15 protein-coding genes are annotated in these 14,861 nt (G+C 54.4%); 5 read left to right on the forward strand and 10 right to left on the reverse strand.

Translation table 11 applies throughout. From position 1 onward, the window contains the following. Positions 1–316: 316 nt before the first annotated feature. From ACLJR2_RS10930 to ACLJR2_RS10945, 4 genes are read left to right on the forward strand one after another with little or no spacing between them, the layout of a single operon-like run. Entirely contained in the window at positions 317–877 is a 561-nt protein-coding gene (locus ACLJR2_RS10930) for a molecular chaperone (protein ID WP_000377441.1), read from the forward strand. Beyond that, entirely contained in the window at positions 870–3,149 is a 2,280-nt protein-coding gene (locus ACLJR2_RS10935; RefSeq protein ID WP_000064329.1) for a molybdopterin-dependent oxidoreductase, read from the forward strand. The genes ACLJR2_RS10930 and ACLJR2_RS10935 overlap by 8 nt, the downstream gene beginning before the upstream one ends. Continuing rightward, complete coding sequence (locus ACLJR2_RS10940; RefSeq protein ID WP_001250381.1) at positions 3,146–3,703, forward strand: 4Fe-4S dicluster domain-containing protein; 558 nt, start codon at positions 3,146–3,148, stop codon at positions 3,701–3,703. The genes ACLJR2_RS10935 and ACLJR2_RS10940 overlap by 4 nt, the downstream gene beginning before the upstream one ends. Continuing rightward, positions 3,703–4,470, forward strand: a complete 768-nt coding sequence (locus tag ACLJR2_RS10945; RefSeq protein WP_000417104.1) for a dimethyl sulfoxide reductase anchor subunit family protein — start codon at positions 3,703–3,705, stop codon at positions 4,468–4,470. The genes ACLJR2_RS10940 and ACLJR2_RS10945 overlap by 1 nt, the downstream gene beginning before the upstream one ends. Positions 4,471–4,537: 67 nt before the next feature. On the opposite strand, the gene uspG is transcribed toward ACLJR2_RS10945, so the two are convergent. Then, positions 4,538–4,966, reverse strand: coding sequence for a universal stress protein UspG (uspG, locus tag ACLJR2_RS10950; RefSeq protein ID WP_000278499.1), 429 nt, complete (start codon positions 4,964–4,966; stop codon positions 4,538–4,540). Between the two features lie 222 nt (positions 4,967–5,188). Here uspG and ACLJR2_RS10955 point away from each other — a divergent pair, with 222 nt between their 5' ends. After that, the gene (locus tag ACLJR2_RS10955) at positions 5,189–6,427 is read left to right on the forward strand and encodes a zinc-dependent alcohol dehydrogenase (RefSeq protein ID WP_000646117.1); all 1,239 of its coding nucleotides are present in this window, start codon (positions 5,189–5,191) and stop codon (positions 6,425–6,427) included. 82 nt (positions 6,428–6,509) lie between these two features. Here the strand turns inward: ACLJR2_RS10955 and rnk are convergent, their stop codons facing one another. From rnk to citC, 9 genes are all read right to left on the reverse strand, one after another. Then, positions 6,510–6,920 carry a nucleoside diphosphate kinase regulator gene (rnk, locus tag ACLJR2_RS10960; protein WP_000089748.1) on the reverse strand — a complete coding sequence of 137 codons (411 nt, stop codon included), beginning with the start codon at positions 6,918–6,920 and terminating at the stop codon, positions 6,510–6,512. Positions 6,921–7,154: 234 nt separating this feature from the next. After that, positions 7,155–7,961, reverse strand: a complete 807-nt coding sequence (gene rna / locus ACLJR2_RS10965) for a ribonuclease I (protein WP_001092585.1) — start codon at positions 7,959–7,961, stop codon at positions 7,155–7,157. A 109-nt stretch (positions 7,962–8,070) separates the two neighbouring features. Next, positions 8,071–9,534 carry a citrate/succinate antiporter CitT gene (gene citT, locus ACLJR2_RS10970; protein ID WP_000059040.1) on the reverse strand — a complete coding sequence of 488 codons (1,464 nt, stop codon included), beginning with the start codon at positions 9,532–9,534 and terminating at the stop codon, positions 8,071–8,073. Positions 9,535–9,571: 37 nt separating this feature from the next. Next, the gene (gene citG / locus ACLJR2_RS10975; protein WP_000982656.1) at positions 9,572–10,468 is read right to left on the reverse strand and encodes a triphosphoribosyl-dephospho-CoA synthase CitG; all 897 of its coding nucleotides are present in this window, start codon (positions 10,466–10,468) and stop codon (positions 9,572–9,574) included. Beyond that, positions 10,449–10,991 (reverse strand): citrate lyase holo-[acyl-carrier protein] synthase, encoded by a 543-nt coding sequence (gene citX / locus ACLJR2_RS10980; RefSeq protein ID WP_001238274.1) that lies wholly within the window; start codon positions 10,989–10,991, stop codon positions 10,449–10,451. Before citX ends, citG begins: the two co-directional genes overlap by 20 nt. A 3-nt stretch (positions 10,992–10,994) precedes the next feature. After that, complete coding sequence (citF, locus tag ACLJR2_RS10985; RefSeq protein WP_000192323.1) at positions 10,995–12,524, reverse strand: citrate lyase subunit alpha; 1,530 nt, start codon at positions 12,522–12,524, stop codon at positions 10,995–10,997. Between the two features lie 9 nt (positions 12,525–12,533). Beyond that, positions 12,534–13,442: a citrate (pro-3S)-lyase subunit beta gene (gene citE, locus ACLJR2_RS10990; RefSeq protein WP_000622345.1), complete on the reverse strand. Its 909-nt coding sequence runs from the start codon at positions 13,440–13,442 to the stop codon at positions 12,534–12,536. Next, on the reverse strand, positions 13,439–13,735 hold the full coding sequence (gene citD, locus ACLJR2_RS10995; protein ID WP_000700679.1) for a citrate lyase acyl carrier protein: 297 nt from the start codon (positions 13,733–13,735) through the stop codon (positions 13,439–13,441). Before citD ends, citE begins: the two co-directional genes overlap by 4 nt. After that, positions 13,732–14,808 (reverse strand): [citrate (pro-3S)-lyase] ligase, encoded by a 1,077-nt coding sequence (citC, locus tag ACLJR2_RS11000; protein ID WP_000467878.1) that lies wholly within the window; start codon positions 14,806–14,808, stop codon positions 13,732–13,734. Before citC ends, citD begins: the two co-directional genes overlap by 4 nt. Positions 14,809–14,861: the final 53 nt, after the last annotated feature.

Consider the following 14,861-nt stretch of genomic DNA (forward strand, 5'->3'; position numbering starts at 1 on the left):
CTGCAAGGTCAGTTAACTGGCCATCGTAAATGGCCCGATAGTGTAAGCTATTCGGGCCTGCGGTGTTTATGCCCGGGGAACGCCGCCGGCTAAAACACGTTCTTCATTATCAATACTCTGAAACCGTCTGTTAATAACAGACGGTTTTTTATTTCAACGGTCTTCTGTTTTTAAACTTTGAAACAATAAAAAAGTCTTCTACGGATTTAACTGGAATTTTTCTGTTTTTTTATCAAAGAAAGATTAAGCGCTTCCGTTAACATGCCCATTCTTTTTTCTTGATTTATATTGCATTTGTATGTGAGGTTATTTATTCATGGATTCAATCTATGAATCACTGACGGAATTAGAAAAAACAGGGCTTACATTGCGTGATTTTTTTAATTCTCATGATAGTCGTTCACTGAAATCTGCCTACGTGAGATTAAATCCCACTGCTGCGGTAAACCTTACCGATCGGGCGTGGCTGGAGGCGGAGTATGACTTTAATGCGCTATTCGTCGGTCCTGGCAAGCTGCTGGCTGCGCCTTTCGCTTCAGTGTATCTGGAAGATGATGCGCTGGTGATGGGAAAGGCGACGCTGGAGATACGGGAGTTTATGGCAGCGTTGGGATTATCGGTTAATCAGGGGAGCAATATTCCTGACGATCATATTTCCTGCGTGCTGGAATTGACCACACTATTACTGGCTAATACCCGGCAAACGTCACAATACCGATCTACTCTCACTCAATATATCAATAACTATTTAACAAAGTGGGTGCCATTATATATCGAAAAAATAAAAACTCATGCACAAACGACCACGTTATATACGGTGGCGGACATCTTATTTTATTGGCTTGATGAATTAAAACGAGAGTATCAATATGAGTAATGAGACAGGACATCTGAACAGACGTTCTTTTTTAAAGGGGATAGTGGCACTAGGCGCCGTTGCGGCTTTACCCGGAGGATTACTCACCTCCCGATGCGCGCTTGCGCAGCCGCCTGTTCCCTTTAACCCTAAAACGTACAAAATTTATCGTAACGCGTGTCCGCGTAACTGCTATGACACCTGTAGCCTCAAGACGTGGGTAAAGGACGGGGTCATTACTTTCGTGGAAGGTGCGCCGGAATCAACATTTACTCACGGTACCCCTTGCGTCAAAGGGTTAAGCTATCCGCGCCGGGTTTATAGCCCCGATCGTATTAAATATCCCATGACGCAGGACGTTCGCGGTAGCGGCAACTGGCGTCGCATCTCATGGGAAGAGGCGATGCAGCGCATTGCCGCCAAAATGCTGGAGATTAAGAAAAAAGACGGTTCTATGCTCGGTCTGGCGCTGACCAAATATTCCGGTAAGTTTGGCGTGCTGAACTATGCCGTTGAAGGGATGATGTCCTCGCTTGGCTACACCACCCGTTTTGCCGGTACGCCGTGCTGGCCTGCCGGTATCGACGCGCAAAACTACGACATGGGCGACATGTGGTGTAACGACCCGGAAGATATGGTGAAAGCGAAATACATCATTATCTGGGGCGCTAATCCGGCCTGGTGCTCAATGCACAGTATGAAGTACATCTATCAGGCGCGCGAGAAAGGGGCGAAGGTCGTGGTTATCGACCCGCTGCTGTCGCAGACTGCCGCCAAAGCCGATCTCTACCTGCGCGTACGGCCAGGCTCAGACGGCGCGCTGGCGCTGGGGATGGCGCGCCACCTGGTGGATAAAGGCCTGGTGGATCAGGATTTTGTCAACAACGATGCTCACGGCTATCCGGAATTTGAAGCCTATCTGCGCAATAACATCACCGTGGAGTGGGCGGCAGAAATCTGCGGCCTGTCTGCGGATGTCATTCGCCAGCTGGCGGAAGAGTTTACGGCGGTTAAGCCGGCCACGGTCTGGATTGGTTACGGGATGCAGCGTCATGTCAACGGCGGCGCCAACGTTCGCGCTATCGACGCCTTTGTCGCTATGACCGGCAACATCGGTGTCGAAGGCGGCGGCGCGCGTTATGGTCATCTGCACACCTGGGGCTTTAACTACAACGCCATGCTGCAGAAGCCGCCGGTGGGCGCTATTGGCATACCGGGAGCGGCGGGCACCACCAGTGAATTCGGGGCTGCCGCTGGCAGCGACGCCGTGCAGTACTCCGATCGCTCTCTGAATATCAACCAGACGGCGCAGGGGATTCTGGAGGCCAACGATCCGCCGGTTCGTATGCTGTGGGTCGCCTGTAAAAACCCGTTTGCCCAGGATTTCGATCGCAGCAAGATGAAAAAAGCGTTTGAAAAACTGGAAATGGTGGTCTGCGCCGATCAGTTCTTCAACGAAACGGTGCAACACGCTGATATCGTGCTGCCCGTTACCACCGCGTTTGAAGAGTGGAACGTGGATGCTTCTTACTGGCACTACTGGCTTTCCATTAATCAGCCGGCGATTAAGCCGATGTATGAAGCAAAATGCGACCTTAAAATCGCGACCATGCTGTCGCGCACCATTAATAAGATGGCGCCGGGTTCCTGTACCTTCCCGCAAGAGTTCGATCACAAGCGCTGGCTGGATCAGGAGTTCAACGACGGTATGGCGAAAATGTTCGGCATCTCGTCCTGGGACGATCTGCTGGACGGGCCAAAAAAAGCGATCCTGCCAAGCTCTGCCGCCTGGTACGATCGCAAGTTCAAAACGCCGTCAGGCAAGTATGAATTTAAATCTGAACTGGCGGAGAAAAACGGCCATACCGCGCTGCCGGAATACAAACCGGAAGCCGAGAGCAAACTGCCTTTCCATCTGTTTACGCCGCACGTGCAGTTTGGCCTGCACTCGCAGTTTATCAACCTGGACTGGATGCAGGTGTTCTACCCGGAACCGTTCGTTTATATCCATCCTTCTTCCGCACAGAAAAAAGGCATCAGCGAGAACGATCTGGTCAAAGTTTTCAATGGCACCGGTGAAGTTGAGCTGCGGGCAAAAGTCACCACCAACGTGCCGGAAGATTTTCTGGTGATGTATGAAGCGTGGTTCCCGAAACGGCAGTATAACGTGCAAAACGTCGTGGCCGATACGCCTGCTGATATGGGGCTGATGAAAACTGGCGCGCCGGGCGCCGCTATCCACAGTCAGTTTGCTGACGTTGTATTGATCGGTAAAGGGGAATCCGTAGCATGAGACGTGCGTTTTTAGTGAATAGCGATAAGTGCATCGGCTGCCGCGGCTGTGCTATGGCGTGTAAAAGCTTTAACCAACTGGAGCCGGATCGCTTCTGGCGCTACGTTTATCCGTTGGATAAAGACATCTATCCACATGAAGAGCGGGCGTTTTACTCGCTGGCCTGTAACCACTGCGAACATCCGGCCTGCGTCGCCGCCTGTCCGGTCGAAGCCTATACCAAACGTGAAGATGGCGTGGTGGTGCATAACCCTGAGCGCTGCATCGGCTGTAAAAACTGTATTCGTAACTGTCCTTATGGCGCGCCGCGTTTTAATGAAGAGACGCGTAAAGCGGAAAAATGCAGTATGTGCTACGAGCGTCTTGATATCGGTATGAATCCGGCGTGCGTAAACGCCTGCCCGGTGGGCGCCTTGTCGATTATCGATTTGGATGCCGATCCTGTGCCCGATAATGCAGTGCAGTATCCGCCAGGGTTCCCGCATATGCCACAGCTCAATCCAGGAACGCGCTTTATTCTGGCGCGCCAGCCTAAGCAGCCGGAGGACAAGTAATGGAAAAATATGAACTGCCGCTGGTGTTTTTTACGGTATTAAGCCAGATGTCTGTCGGGATGGCTTTGGTACTGACATGGCGTACGCTGCGTGGTGAAGTGGAAGGCCAGCGTTTCTATTGGTTGGCCACCGGGCTGGTGCTGGCATTGGCGTCTATTGCCGCGATTCTGCATCTGGCGCATCCCGATCGCGCTTATAATGCGCTGATTAACCTGCGACATGCCTGGTTAAGTCGGGAAATCCTTGGCGCCACGTTGTTTGGCGCAGCGGTCGGCGTAACGTTCCTGGCAAAGGGACATAAAGCGATGGCTCTTATCGCCTCCGTGTTCGGCGTGTTACTGGTGGCGGTGCAGGGGATGACCTACGCCGCGCCAGCGATGGTAGCTATCGCTAATGGATTTACCATGCTGTTATTTTTTATTACGGTATGGGTCATGGGTTGCGCGGCGATTCCGCTGTTAAGACTCAGGCCTGCCGTTCCTGCGTTACGCCAGGGAATTGTGGTGTGTATCGCGGTACTTATCGCGGCGCCGCTGGTGTGGTTAAGCGGGGGAACGGTCATGCAGATGACGGCGCGTTCATGGCTGGCTTCCCCCTTTTATCTGGCAAGCCTGGTTTGCCTTGCGCTCGCTTTTGTCGCCAGCCGTCACGGTGATTCACGCCCGAAACTCCTGTTCGTCTTGTTATTCGTTGGCGTATTTCTGAGTCGGCTGGTCTTTTTTGGCGACACGGTGAGTACTATTGTGAATATCGGGCATTTGTACTAACGATGATGCAGTAAAAAGCCCTGCCAGGCGTGACCTGGCAGGGCGTGTCAGTTTTTAGCCACCAGGGTTAACGCACAACCAATACTGGCAGCGTCGCATGGCGCACCACGCTTGAGGCGTTAGACCCCAACAGGTGTGTCGTGATGGACGGATTACGCGAACCGATTACCACGACATCCGCATCCAGTTCTTCGCCCATCTCATTGACGACATCGCGCACGCTACCAAAGCGAACATGTGTTTTAATTCGTGAAGGATCGATACTGAAGTGTCCCACCATCGTTTGCAGACGCGTTTCCGCCTCATGCTGTAAATGTTCTTCAAAGCGACGCACGTCGGCGGCAAAGCGGTGCAGACTCATGCTCGCGGACCCAGGCAGTACATGCAACAGATGAATGACGCCATCCTGTTGCGCCAGAAACTCAGCGTGGCGAATAGCTTTATCGCTAAGTTCCATTTCAAAAACATCAACCGGCATAATGATTGTCTTATACATACCCGTTACTCCCTGTTAATCAATACTGAATTTATTCAAGCATATAATAATGTTTCTTTCTGCTATTTGTCTGGCAATTTTAAATATTGCGACAACCTGACGTTAAAAAAGTCGTGTATTTTCCAGGAAAAATCCTAAAGCCGCCTGTTTTTCCGGCAGTCTCTCCGGGATAGCTACCCTTTTATAGTCGAACGCAACATTCACCGTTACCCCGGAGGCTGCATGAAAGCATTGACGTATCACGGTCCACATCACGTAAAGGTTGAAAACGTACCCGATCCCGGCATTGAGCAGCCTGACGATATCATTTTGCGTGTTACCGCCACCGCGATTTGCGGATCTGATTTGCATCTCTATCGCGGCAAGATCCCACAGGTAAAACATGGCGATATTTTCGGCCATGAGTTTATGGGCGAGGTGGTGGAAACAGGACATGATGTGAAGAATATTCGAAAAGGGGATCGGGTCGTTATCCCGTTTGTCATTGCCTGTGGTGACTGCTTTTTCTGTCGGCTACAGCAATATTCAGCGTGTGAAAACACTAACGACGGACACGGCGCGGCGATGAATAAAAAACAGATCCCGCCACCGGCGGCGCTGTTTGGGTATAGCCATCTGTATGGCGGCGTTCCCGGCGGACAGGCCGAATATGTTCGCGTGCCAAAAGGTAATGTCGGTCCATTTAAGGTGCCGCCGCTGTTATCTGACGATAAGGCGCTGTTTCTTTCTGATATTTTGCCTACCGCCTGGCAGGCGGCCAAAAATGCCCAGATTCAGCAAGGTTCCAGCGTGGCGGTTTTTGGCGCAGGGCCGGTAGGATTACTGACTATCGCCTGTGCGCGACTGCTGGGCGCGGAGCAGATCTTCGTCGTTGATCACCACGCCTGGCGCCTGCGTTTCGCCGAAGAACGTTACGGCGCGATACCGATCAACTTCGATGATGAGAACGATCCGGCGGAAAAAATCATCGAGCAGACGGCAGGACACCGCGGCGTGGACGCGGTAATTGATGCCGTAGGCTTTGAAGCGAAAGGCAGCATGACGGAGACGGTGCTGACGAACCTTAAACTGGAAGGCAGCAGCGGCAAAGCGCTGCGACAATGTATCGCGGCGGTCAGACGCGGCGGCGTGGTCAGCGTGCCCGGCGTGTATGCCGGTTTTATTCACGGCTTTTTATTCGGCGACGCCTTTGATAAGGGGCTAACTTTTAAAATGGGTCAAACCCATGTTCACGCGTGGCTGGGGGAACTATTACCGCTTATTGAAAAAGGGTTGCTGAAGCCGGAGGAGATTGTCACGCACTATATGCCGTTTGAAGAGGCGGCGCGCGGCTACGAAATTTTCGAAAAACGCGAAGAAGAGTGCCGGAAGGTTATCCTGGTGCCGGGAGCGACGTCGGCACAAGCGGCGCAGAAACAGGCGACGGGAGCCATCAACCCGATGCCAGGCGGCGTTGTCTGAAGCAGGCAAAAATGAAAGGGCTAACGGAAAGAGGATGCGCAGGCATCCTCTGTGTAAACGCATTAACGCTTATGCAGATGGTTTAACGCAGGAAGTCGCCCGCGGCTTCAGGCTGATATTCGAGTTCCAGCACTTCGAGATGGGTGGAGGCGCCGCCCGGCAGTTCCCAGTGAATGGTGTCGCCGACGCGCAGTCCCAGCAACGCCGCGCCGACGGGCGCCATTACCGAAAGCTGGGTACTGCTGTCCGTCATATTGGCGGGGTACACCAGCGTCCGCACGCGTGTTTCACCATCGCTCAAATTGCGGAATTTAACGCGGCTGTTCATGGTAACGACATCGTTCGGCATCTCTTGTGGCGAACACATTTGCGCGCGATCCAGTTCGGCGTTGAGCGCGTCGGCAATCGGCAGATCCGCATACGCAGGCTGTTCCAGAAGACGATCAATACGTTCGGCGTCAAGGTCGTTAATGATAATAGTGGGTCTGGACATTTCTTACTCCATGTCATCGATACTGCGAGTAGTGCAGGTAAATGGTCCCAAAAGAAAACCCTCACCGTCTGGCGGCGAGGGTTTAACTCTCATGATGATACTGAGACTTACCCCGTCTTTGAAGTGATTTAGTTCACATTCGGGTAAATCCTCAAACGTCATAGCCCTGAGTGAATTTTAGTCTACATTCGGGCGTGTTCTCAAATGTGGCTACGGTTTTAAACCTCTGCTTCGTCAATAGCCGGCTTTATCGATAATAAACTGTTTCCCGCAGTTGCCGGGATGCGGTTGCGGCAGGAATGAGGCAGAGGAGAGCGGCGCGTTAATCATCGACGCCTTTAATGAAAACTGAATCTCTGTTAAATAGGCGGGATTGCCATGGCAGTTTACTTTAACGGCTTTGACATTATCCTGGCCCCACATTTGTGCGACGACGCTATCAAACTCAGCGCGGCTAACGGTTTTGCCGTAATTATCCGCCAGAAACTGCCCCAGCGCGCTGTCTTTTATCGCCTTATCCAGCCGTATCATGGTGCCGAAATAGGCATTGGGATCAAACCCGAAACAGGCGCCATGTTTGGCATATTCGTAGCGCTCCAGACAGGAATTCCCCCCCGCGCCGGGCATCACTTCCTTAAGCGCTGCCGCAATGTCAGGCGAAAGTCCGGGGGCGGGGGCGGAGCATTTCCGGCTGGCCTTGACTTCAGGCAGATTCGGGATTGGCCGCGTCGCACAACCAAAGCGCTGCCAGCGTCTCTGGTCAACACCGCGTGCGGCGATAGATTTGGGTAATCCTGGCCACAGGCCGTGGACGGTCAGAAAGTCTGCTTTGTTGGCTGGCTCTTTTTGCAGACGGCACTCATCGGGTTCCCGATGGCGGCGTTCATGCTGGCTTTGACAAAAACCGGTTTGCCAGGAAAGCGCCAGCACATAGTCAGTGAAATCACCGTACTGTTGCGCCTGAAGTTCGTCGGCGTTGGCGGCAAAAATTGGGGTTAAGAGGACAGCCAGCAGCGGACTGTAATGCCATATTGTGTTCATGATGAATTCGATAATTTATACACATTATGAATGTTACCCATTTAATCATAAAAAATGCCGCTCAGGTGAACCTGAACGGCATCATTTTTAACCTACGTTGGTGTAATGTTTAATTCCACATTGCCAGAATCGGCCAGCCCACCAGCAACAGCATAGCGATATAGATAACGCCAAAGATTGCGCCAAGCCGCCAGTAGTCTCTGGATTTCACGTAACCGCAGCCGTAGATAATCACACCAGGGCCGGTGGCATACGGCGTCAGACAGCCCATAATACCGATAGACAGCACCAGCAGAATACACAGTTGTTCCATCGGAACGCCCGGAATGCCTTTACCCACCGCCAGAATGACCGGCAGCATGGTCGCAGTGTGAGCGGAAAGACTGGCGAACAGATAGTGCGCGAAATAGAACACCAGTACCAGTACAATGACGGTTGCATCCGGCGAGAAACCTTCCAGATGCGTACTCATGGTATTGGCGAACCAGTCAATAAAGCCGGAGCGGGTTAAGCCATTGGCCATGACCACCAGCGTAGCGAGGTTCACCAGGGTGTTCCAGGCGCTGTTGTAGCGCGTAATGTCTTTCCACGGTACAACATGCAACGCCAGCATCAGCGAGACGGCCAGCAGACCCACGGCAGTGGCGTTGATGATTTTTCCACCAAAAACCCACAATCCTAAGCTAAGCAGCACCAGGCCAATCAGCGTCCACTCTTTGCGGGACAGACGCCCCATGTTTTTTAACTCGCCGCCAGCCCAGGCCGCGACTTCCGCACTGTGGGTCACTTCAGGTTTATAAAGCACATAGGAGAGCCACGGCGCAACGATCAGTAAAATAATCCCTACCGGCAGAAAGCTGAGAAACCACTGCAGCCAGCTAATCTGGACGCCGGCGATCTTGCTGACGAACTCCAGACCTAACACGTTTGGTGCCGCACCAGTGACAAACATCGAAGAGCTCAGGCTGGTACTGATCACCATCATCCACATCAAATAACCGCCGATGCGGCGTGCGGAAGGATCGTTTGGAAACGATTTAAACAGCGGCGGCAGGTTCTTGATGACCGGGAAGACAGTCCCGCCGGTACGAGCCGTATTGGAGGGAGTAAACGGCGCCAGCAAAATATCGATAATGACAATCGCATAGCCGAGCGTCAGCGTGCGTTTACCCATGAATTTTACCAGAAACAGCGCAATGCGGCGCCCCAGCCCGGTCACTTCGTAGCCCAGCGCGAAAATAAACGCGCCGAAAACCAGCCAGACCGTGGTGCTGGAGAAACCGGCAAGCCCCCATTTCAGCGCCTGTTTACTGGCGTTAAACGCCGGATCGGCCAGTTCTGAAGCGTCAAATAGCAGGTAATTGCTGCCGATAACGCAAATGGTTACGGCGATAAAACTGATCGCTGTCGCCGGGATCGGCTCCAGGATCATACCGACAATCATCGCGACGAAAACCGCAAAATAGTGCCAGGCCTGCGGCGGCATACCATCTGGAACAGGAATTAGCAACATGACGCCCATCACCACTAATGGGGCCAACAACTTCCATATATTATCTTTGGATAAAGACATAAATGACTCTCCGGAAAGGATATTTTCTATAATTGTGTTAATGATTAACTTGCGAAATTTGCGCTAAAAACCAGGTCACGATCAGCAGATCGGCGCTACCGCCTGGGCTGAGATTGCGTTCAAAGCATTGCTGATCGAACCGGTGGAGATAAACGAGATCGTCAGGCGTCCGTATGCCGCCCTGCTGTAATAAGACCGCAGCCTGCTGCTGTAACCAGCGCAGACCGTCCGCCCCGCCGCGCGACGCGACGTTGGTATCGCCGTTAAGCGACATCAGCAGCAGTAAGGTATCAAGCAGCGCCAGTTCGGGATCGCGCCCCTGCGCCAGCAATGCGCGGTAGTGCGGCAACGCGTGGCGGATGACCAGCGGATAGCCCGCTTCCGCTTCACCGCGCGCGCCGGTTAATCCCAGTTGCTGATACAGCCGCTGGCCTGCGGTGAGCTGTAGGTTGTTCTGGCGCAGTTCGCGCGTGGTCAGGCCGCGGCAAAAATCGGCGGCGGTAGCGCAGAGTGTTTCTGCGGCGATCGGCTGGCGTAGCTGATACAGGCGGCCAATGGCGGCGCACAGTAACCCCAGCGAGAAAATGCTGCCTTTATGGGTATTGACGCCCGCCGTTGCGCGAAACATCGCTGCTTCACAGGCCATCCCCAATGGACGCAGGCCCGCCAGAACTGACTCTGGTGGCAGGCGCGTGCAGCTGGCGCCATATTCCATAAAGCGCGGCAGCCAGTGTCGAATCGCCTCCGCGCTGCGGTGAAAATCCGCCAGCGCCATATCTTTGTGCGCGCCGCAGTTTAGTCGGTCTACCAGACCGGGTTTTGGCGATAAATTTACCTCGGTCAGCATAGCGCGCCAGGCCAAATCGGCCCAGGCGTCATACAGCGACTGAGGCTGAATGGAGGCGTTAGTCGGGTTAGCGGGAATCGGCATCATGCAGCAGCGCCTCCATATGAATCAGTAAATCAGTCAGCGCGTGGGTTTTACCCCGCGCGCATTCAGCCGCGCTTTGCCCGCACAGCAGACAGCGGCGAGCGGGAAGCGCGAAATGGCGGCGGGAGAGTATTTCGCCTTCCGCCGTCAGGACATCGATATCCCACAGGCGCCCCAGTGGATAACGCTGTTCAAGCGTGATAGTCGCCTGTTTGAGCGCCTGAGCGGGCGCGTCAATCGCCAGCAGCCCTTCCGGCCCGCTGGCGGAAGCCAGTGCAGCCTGCTCCCGGATGGTCCAGCCATACTCTTCTGCCAGCGTGTGCAGGGCAGTCACGCCGTGATTAAAGATCCGGCGGGTTAACGCGCTGTCTTTCATCGGGCCTGGCGCCACCACGGTAAAGGAGACCAGTGGAGTGGCGTGGCGCGTTAGCCAGGCACGCTGTCTTGCTTGTCTCTCATCCCGGCTGGCGAGCAGCTCAGGAATAGAAACGTCGTGACAGGCGGCGAGTTCCGGAAGCAGGCGCATGGCTTATTCCTTCACCTGATGCACCACATCGATCACTGAACCGTCGCGATAACGCACGACAGCAATCACGCGGTCAGTGAATTCGATAGGGCGGGGCTGACCGGTAAGCAGTTGCGCGCGTTCGCGCAGCCACTCAATCGATACCACTTTCATTCCCGCTGCTTTCAGGCGTTCAGCCAGCTCCGGACGCGCCGGATTGACGGCGATACCGTGATCGGTGACCAGAATGTCAACGCTGGAGCCTGGTGTGACGCAGGTGGTGACGTTATCAACCAGCGTTGGGATGCGACCGCGCACCAGCGGCGCGACGATGATGGACAGCGCCGCCGCGACGGCGGTATCGCAGTGACCGCCGGACGCGCCGCGTAGAACGCCGTCGGAGCCGGTCAGCACGTTAACATTGAAGTGGGTGTCGACTTCCAGCGCGCTCAGTACCACCACGTCCAGACGGTCGACGGAAGCGCCTTTAGAGCCCCAGTTGGCGTACTGGTTAGCGCTGATTTCGATATGGTTCGGGTTGCGGGCCAAAGATTGCGCAGCGTTACGATCGAAGCTCTGCACGTCAAGCAGTTTGCGGATTAAGCCCTTTTCATGCAGGTCGACCATGGTGGCGGTGATGCCGCCCAGCGCGAAATTAGCCACAATGTTGCGGCTACGCATTTTGTCTTCCAGGAAGCGGGTGACCGCCAGCGATGCGCCGCCAGTACCGGTTTGCAGGGAGAAACCTTCGTTGAAGTAGCCGGAGTGAGCAATGACTTCCGCCGCGCTGCGGGCGATCAGCAGTTCACGCGGATTAGTGGTCATGCGGGTCGCGCCAGCGCCGATTTTGTTTGCATCACCGACTTCTTCGATTTGCACGATCAGATCAACCTGATCCTGAGCGATGCTTGCCGGGTTATGCGGATACGGCAGCAGTTGCTCCGTCAGCATCACGACCTGCTTCGCGCTGTCGGCATCCACCATCGCGTAGCCCAGTGAACCGCAACAGGCTTTGCCGGTATAACCGTTAGCATTACCGAATTCATCGCAGGAGGGCACGCCAAGAAACGCAACATCAATATTGAGTTCGCCGCTTTGTACCAGATGCACACGACCGCCGTGGGAGTGAATCTGAACCGGCTCAGCCAGCAGGCCGCGAGAAATTTCTTCCGCCAGCGGGCCGCGCAGGCCTGACGTGTAGATGCGGCTGACCACCCCGTTACGAATGTGTTCAACCAGCGGCGCATGGCAGTCGCTCAGCGAACTGGAGGCCAGGGTCAGGTTTTTGAAGCCCATCTTCGCGATGGTTTCCATCACCAGGTTAATCGTCAGATCGCCGCCGCGAAACGCGTGGTGAAAAGAGAGCGTCATGCCGTCGCGTAAACCGGAACGGCGGATGGCCTCTTCCAGGCTGGCGCACAGTTTGTGGTCGCGCGGTTTTTGCGCTTGTAGATCCAATTTTGCCGCACTTTGGTAAGCGCTCAGTTCGCTTTCAGCGTGACGGCTCCAGGCTGCTACGCGATCCTGGCGTTGAGATTCATTTTTCTGCGTCATTTTTTTGCCTTATTCTTCGCGAATACCGGAAAGTTCTGCACGGGAGAGCACCAGACGGGCGCGTTCAATCACCGGGCTGTCGACCATCTTGCCGTTAAGGGAAACGACGCCGAGACCTTCGCGGGCGGCGGCTTCTGCGGCTTCAACGACCAGACGCGCATGGGCGACCTCTTTACGCGTCGGCGCATAAAGGTTGTGCAGCAGTTCGATCTGGCGGGGGTTGATCAGTGACTTACCGTCAAAGCCCAACTGTTTAATGTGGGCGGATTCTTGCAGGAAACCGGCTTCGTTGTTGGCGTCGGAATAGACGGTATCGAAGGCCTGAATGCCAGCGGAACGCGCGGCCTGCAAAATGGCGCACCGGGCGAACAGCAGTTCGGTGCCTTCCGGAGAGCGTTCGGTGCGCAGGTTGCGAACATAGTCTTCCGCGCCCAGCGCAATCCCGATCAACCGTTCAGAGGCGTGGGCGATTTCTACCGCGCGGGTAATACCCAGCGGCGATTCCACGGCGGCTAACAGGCCGGTACTGCCCGGTTCGCGACCGCAGGCGTTTTCAATGCGCAGAATTTCGTTTTCGATATCAATGACGTCCTGCGCGGTGTCGGTTTTCGGTAAACGCACCACGTCCGCGCCGCCGCGCACGACCGCTTCCAGATCGTTGACGCCCCATTCGGAGTCCAGTGCATTCACGCGGACGATGGTTTCGACGTCACGGTAAAGCGGGTGTTGCAGCGCGTGATATACCAGACGGCGCGCCGCGTCTTTTTCGCGTAATGCAACGGAGTCTTCCAGGTCGAACATCAGCGCGTCGGCCGGGTAGATAAACGAATTGCTCACCATCGCCGCGTTGGCGCCCGGTACGAATAACATACTGCGGCGGGTGCGGGTTTTACGTTGTTGCAGAGAAGCGGAAATCATTGGCGATCCTCCCAGGGCAGAGCGGCAATACCGCTGGCGCGCGCCAGTAGCGTTTCCAGTCGGGCGCGCAAAATGCAGTCCAGAGCGCCTTTATCATCGACGTTCAGTTGTACGCCGCGCACGTCGTAGCGAGAAAGCACCTCCAGGATGGTGGCGCGAATGGCCTCGCCAAACTGTTTTTCAACGCTACTGTTGATTTGCAGGTCAATATCCTGCGTATCGAGCGGCGCAATGCGTATCATCACATCGCCGGACTCAAGCGTGCCTGCGACGGCTAGCTGGTTTATTTTCATTTTTCACCTGTTGCTAATACGGGGGACTTTTGACGGGCTGCCGCGCTGCCCGGATGGCGTTCGACCATACCCTGCAAATAGCGCAGGGTGGCGTCGGGAACCAGCGGCGCGATAGCCGTGAGATCGTGTTTAACCAGCAGCTTGCGTACCCAGGAGGCGGATATCGGCGTTTCCTGGAAGCAAAGACGCTCTATTTCCACCAGCGTAATGGGTGGGGCGGGAAGCGTTGGCGTCTCCAGCCAGAAACGCATATCAAGGTTGTACTGGGCGGTAACGGTGCAAAACGGCTCCGTACCGACAAAGCGGTGTGTGATGCCAAGCGCGGGCGCCAGGTACTGGCGGAAAATCTTCAGGTCGATTTCGGTATAACAGTGATTAATAACGCTCTGCTCTTTAATGAAATAGCAGGGGAACGTCGCACGAGAAATAATGTATTCGGAGCCGCGGTGAACGGTTAAGCGCGGGATATCGGTAGTCCCTTTAAGGACCAGATCGAGTCGGTCTTCATAGGGAAAGCGTGATGTATCTTCTTTGACCAGGAACAGATGCAGCCAGTCGCACTGCGCAGCCGCCTGTTGGATCAGATAGCGATGGCCGTGCGTGAAAGGATTGGCGTTCATCACAATACAGCCAATTTTCTTTCCCTCATGACGCAATGTCGCCAGCGATTCCGCATACCGTTTCAACCGGGTCGCGCTATTTTCCATTAAGACCATCACGCCAGGGACGCTGGCTATCGTCGAAAAGCTGCACTGTTTAAACAGCGCTTCGTATTCCGTTTTTGTATAAATAAAAAGATGGGTGCAGTGTCGTTCCCAGGCGAGATTAATCAATTCCGTTGCCAGCGTTAACGCTAAGCCTTCGCCGCGTACTGATTCGCTAATGGCCACGCATTTAATGATATTTCCGGCGATACCGCCGCAGGCAATAAGTCGGTCATGACGGGTGACGGTAATAAACACCTCTACAGTGGTATCGACGCTTAAATCATTCTCTTTGAGAAAGTGAGCGATCTCCGCCATTTTTTTATTTTCAGAGCGTTTTACCCGGGTGAATACATTATTGCCAAACATAGTAAGAAATATCCTGGTGATATGCTTGTTGCCACTTTTCTGTATATGTTGCG

The sequence above is a fragment of the Salmonella sp. SAL03688 genome (genome assembly GCF_046551895.1).
Classification (GTDB): Bacteria; Pseudomonadota; Gammaproteobacteria; order Enterobacterales; family Enterobacteriaceae; genus Salmonella; species Salmonella enterica.